Annotated in this window: 1 rRNA gene; it reads right to left on the bottom strand. The window is 59.1% G+C overall.

From position 1 onward, the window contains the following. Positions 1-28: 28 nt before the first annotated feature. Positions 29-3,151 (bottom strand): 23S ribosomal RNA (locus tag ACFY07_RS28505). Positions 3,152-3,210: the final 59 nt, after the last annotated feature.

The raw sequence follows: 3,210 nt of genomic DNA, 5'->3' as shown, positions 1-3,210 counted from the left end.
AGAACTACACAGTGGACGCGGAGCAACTATGGACAAGCCCTCGGCCTATTAGTACCGGTCAGCTCCACCGATCACTCGGCTTCCACACCCGGCCTATCAACCCAGTCGTCTACTGGGAGCCTTACCCACTCAAGGTGGTGGGAGCCCTCATCTCGAAGCAGGCTTCCCGCTTAGATGCTTTCAGCGGTTATCCCTCCCGAACGTAGCCAACCAGCCATGCCCTTGGCAGGACAACTGGCACACCAGAGGTTCGTCCGTCCCGGTCCTCTCGTACTAGGGACAGCCCTTCTCAAGACTCCTACGCGCACAGCGGATAGGGACCGAACTGTCTCACGACGTTCTAAACCCAGCTCGCGTACCGCTTTAATGGGCGAACAGCCCAACCCTTGGGACCTACTCCAGCCCCAGGATGCGACGAGCCGACATCGAGGTGCCAAACCATCCCGTCGATATGGACTCTTGGGGAAGATCAGCCTGTTATCCCCGGGGTACCTTTTATCCGTTGAGCGACGGCGCTTCCACAAGCCACCGCCGGATCACTAGTCCCTGCTTTCGCACCTGCTCGACCCGTCGGTCTCACAGTCAAGCTCCCTTGTGCACTTACACTCAACACCTGATTGCCAACCAGGCTGAGGGAACCTTTGGGCGCCTCCGTTACCCTTTAGGAGGCAACCGCCCCAGTTAAACTACCCACCAGACACTGTCCCTGATCCGGATCACGGACCCAGGTTAGACATCCAGCACGACCAGAGTGGTATTTCAACGACGCCTCCACAACAACTGGCGTTGCTGCTTCACCGGCTCCCACCTATCCTACACAAGCCGAACCGAACACCAATATCAAGCTGTAGTAAAGGTCCCGGGGTCTTTCCGTCCTGCTGCGCGAAACGAGCATCTTTACTCGTAATGCAATTTCACCGGGCCCGTGGTTGAGACAGTCGAGAAGTCGTTACGCCATTCGTGCAGGTCGGAACTTACCCGACAAGGAATTTCGCTACCTTAGGATGGTTATAGTTACCACCGCCGTTTACTGGCGCTTAAGTTCTCAGCTTCGCAAGGCCGAAGCCTCACTAACCGGTCCCCTTAACGTTCCAGCACCGGGCAGGCGTCAGTCCGTATACATCGCCTTACGGCTTCGCACGGACCTGTGTTTTTAGTAAACAGTCGCTTCTCGCTGGTCTCTGCGGCCACCACCAGCTCCAGGCGCAAGGCCCATCACCAGCAATGGCCCCCCTTCTCCCGAAGTTACGGGGGCATTTTGCCGAGTTCCTTAACCACGGTTCACCCGAACGCCTCGGTATTCTCTACCTGACCACCTGAGTCGGTTTGGGGTACGGGCCGCCATGAAACTCGCTAGAGGCTTTTCTCGACAGCATAGGATCATCCACTTCACCACAATCGGCTCGGCATCAGGTCTCAGACTCGTGCGGGGCGGATTTGCCTACCCCACGTCCTACACCCTTACCCCGGGACAACCACCGCCCGGGCTGGACTACCTTCCTGCGTCACCCCATCGCTCACCTACTACCCTGTTGGGTCAGCGGCTCCACCACTCCCCCTCACTCCGAAGAGATCAGGGGCGGCTTCACGGCCTTAGCATTCAGAGGTTCAGCGCTGGCGCTTCATAGCGGGTACGGGAATATCAACCCGTTGTCCATCGACTACGCCTGTCGGCCTCGCCTTAGGTCCCGACTTACCCTGGGCAGATCAGCTTGACCCAGGAACCCTTGGTCAATCGGCGCAAGAGTTTCCCACTCTTGTATCGCTACTCATGCCTGCATTCTCACTCGTGAACCGTCCACGACTGGCTTCCGCCGCCGCTTCACCCGGCACACGACGCTCCCCTACCCACCCACACACCCGTTGGGGCTGTTGTGTGAGTGACACGGCTTCGGCGGTGTGCTTGAGCCCCGCTACATTGTCGGCGCGGAATCACTTGACCAGTGAGCTATTACGCACTCTTTCAAGGGTGGCTGCTTCTAAGCCAACCTCCTGGTTGTCTCTGCGACTCCACATCCTTTCCCACTTAGCACACGCTTAGGGGCCTTAGCCGGTGTTCTGGGCTGTTTCCCTCTCGACCACGGAGCTTATCCCCCGCAGTCTCACTGCCGCGCTCTCACTTACCGGCATTCGGAGTTTGGCTAAGGTCAGTAACCCGGTGAGGCCCATCGCCTATCCAGTGCTCTACCTCCGGCAAGAAACACGCGACGCTGCACCTAAATGCATTTCGGGGAGAACCAGCTATCACGGAGTTTGATTGGCCTTTCACCCCTAACCACAGGTCATCCCCCAGGTTTTCAACCCTGGTGGGTTCGGGCCTCCACACGGTCTTACCCGCGCTTCACCCTGCCCATGGCTAGATCACTCCGCTTCGGGTCTTGGGCGCGCGACTGAAGTCGCCCTGTTCGGACTCGCTTTCGCTACGGCTCCCCCACACGGGTTAACCTCGCCACGCACCGCAAACTCGCAGGCTCATTCTTCAAAAGGCACGCAGTCACGGCCGGCAGGACAAGCCCGCCGACGACGCTCCCACGGCTTGTAGGCACACGGTTTCAGGTACTATTTCACTCCGCTCCCGCGGTACTTTTCACCATTCCCTCACGGTACTATCCGCTATCGGTCACCAGGGAATATTTAGGCTTAGCGGGTGGTCCCGCCAGATTCACACGGGATTTCTCGGGCCCCGTGCTACTTGGGAAACGCGCAAGAGAGCCGCCATGATTTCGTCTACGGGGGTCTTACCCTCTACGCCGGGCCTTTCGCATGCCCTTCGACTACCACGACGGTTTCTGACTCTCCGACCGGCCGGCAGACCGGTCCAGCACACTCCCACAACCCCGCCCGCGCAACCCCTGCCGGGTATCACACACAGACGGTTTGGCCTCATCCGGTTTCGCTCGCCACTACTCCCGGAATCACGGTTGTTTTCTCTTCCTGCGGGTACTGAGATGTTTCACTTCCCCGCGTTCCCTCCACACTGCCTATGTGTTCAGCAGCGGGTGACAGCCCATGACGACTGCCGGGTTTCCCCATTCGGACACCCCCGGATCACAGCTCGGTTGACAGCTCCCCGGGGCCTATCGCGGCCTCCCACGTCCTTCATCGGTTCCTGGTGCCAAGGCATCCACCGTGCGCCCTTAAAAACTTGGCCACAGATGCTCGCGTCCACTGTGCAGTTCTCAAACAACGACCAGCCACCCGCCCGCCACC

Origin of the sequence: Streptomyces sp. NPDC001380, assembly GCF_042895785.1 — a bacterium.
Lineage (GTDB): Bacteria > Actinomycetota > Actinomycetes > Streptomycetales > Streptomycetaceae > Peterkaempfera.
Note: the sequence above shows the minus strand (reverse complement) of the source record. Positions and strands in the feature narration are given on the sequence as shown.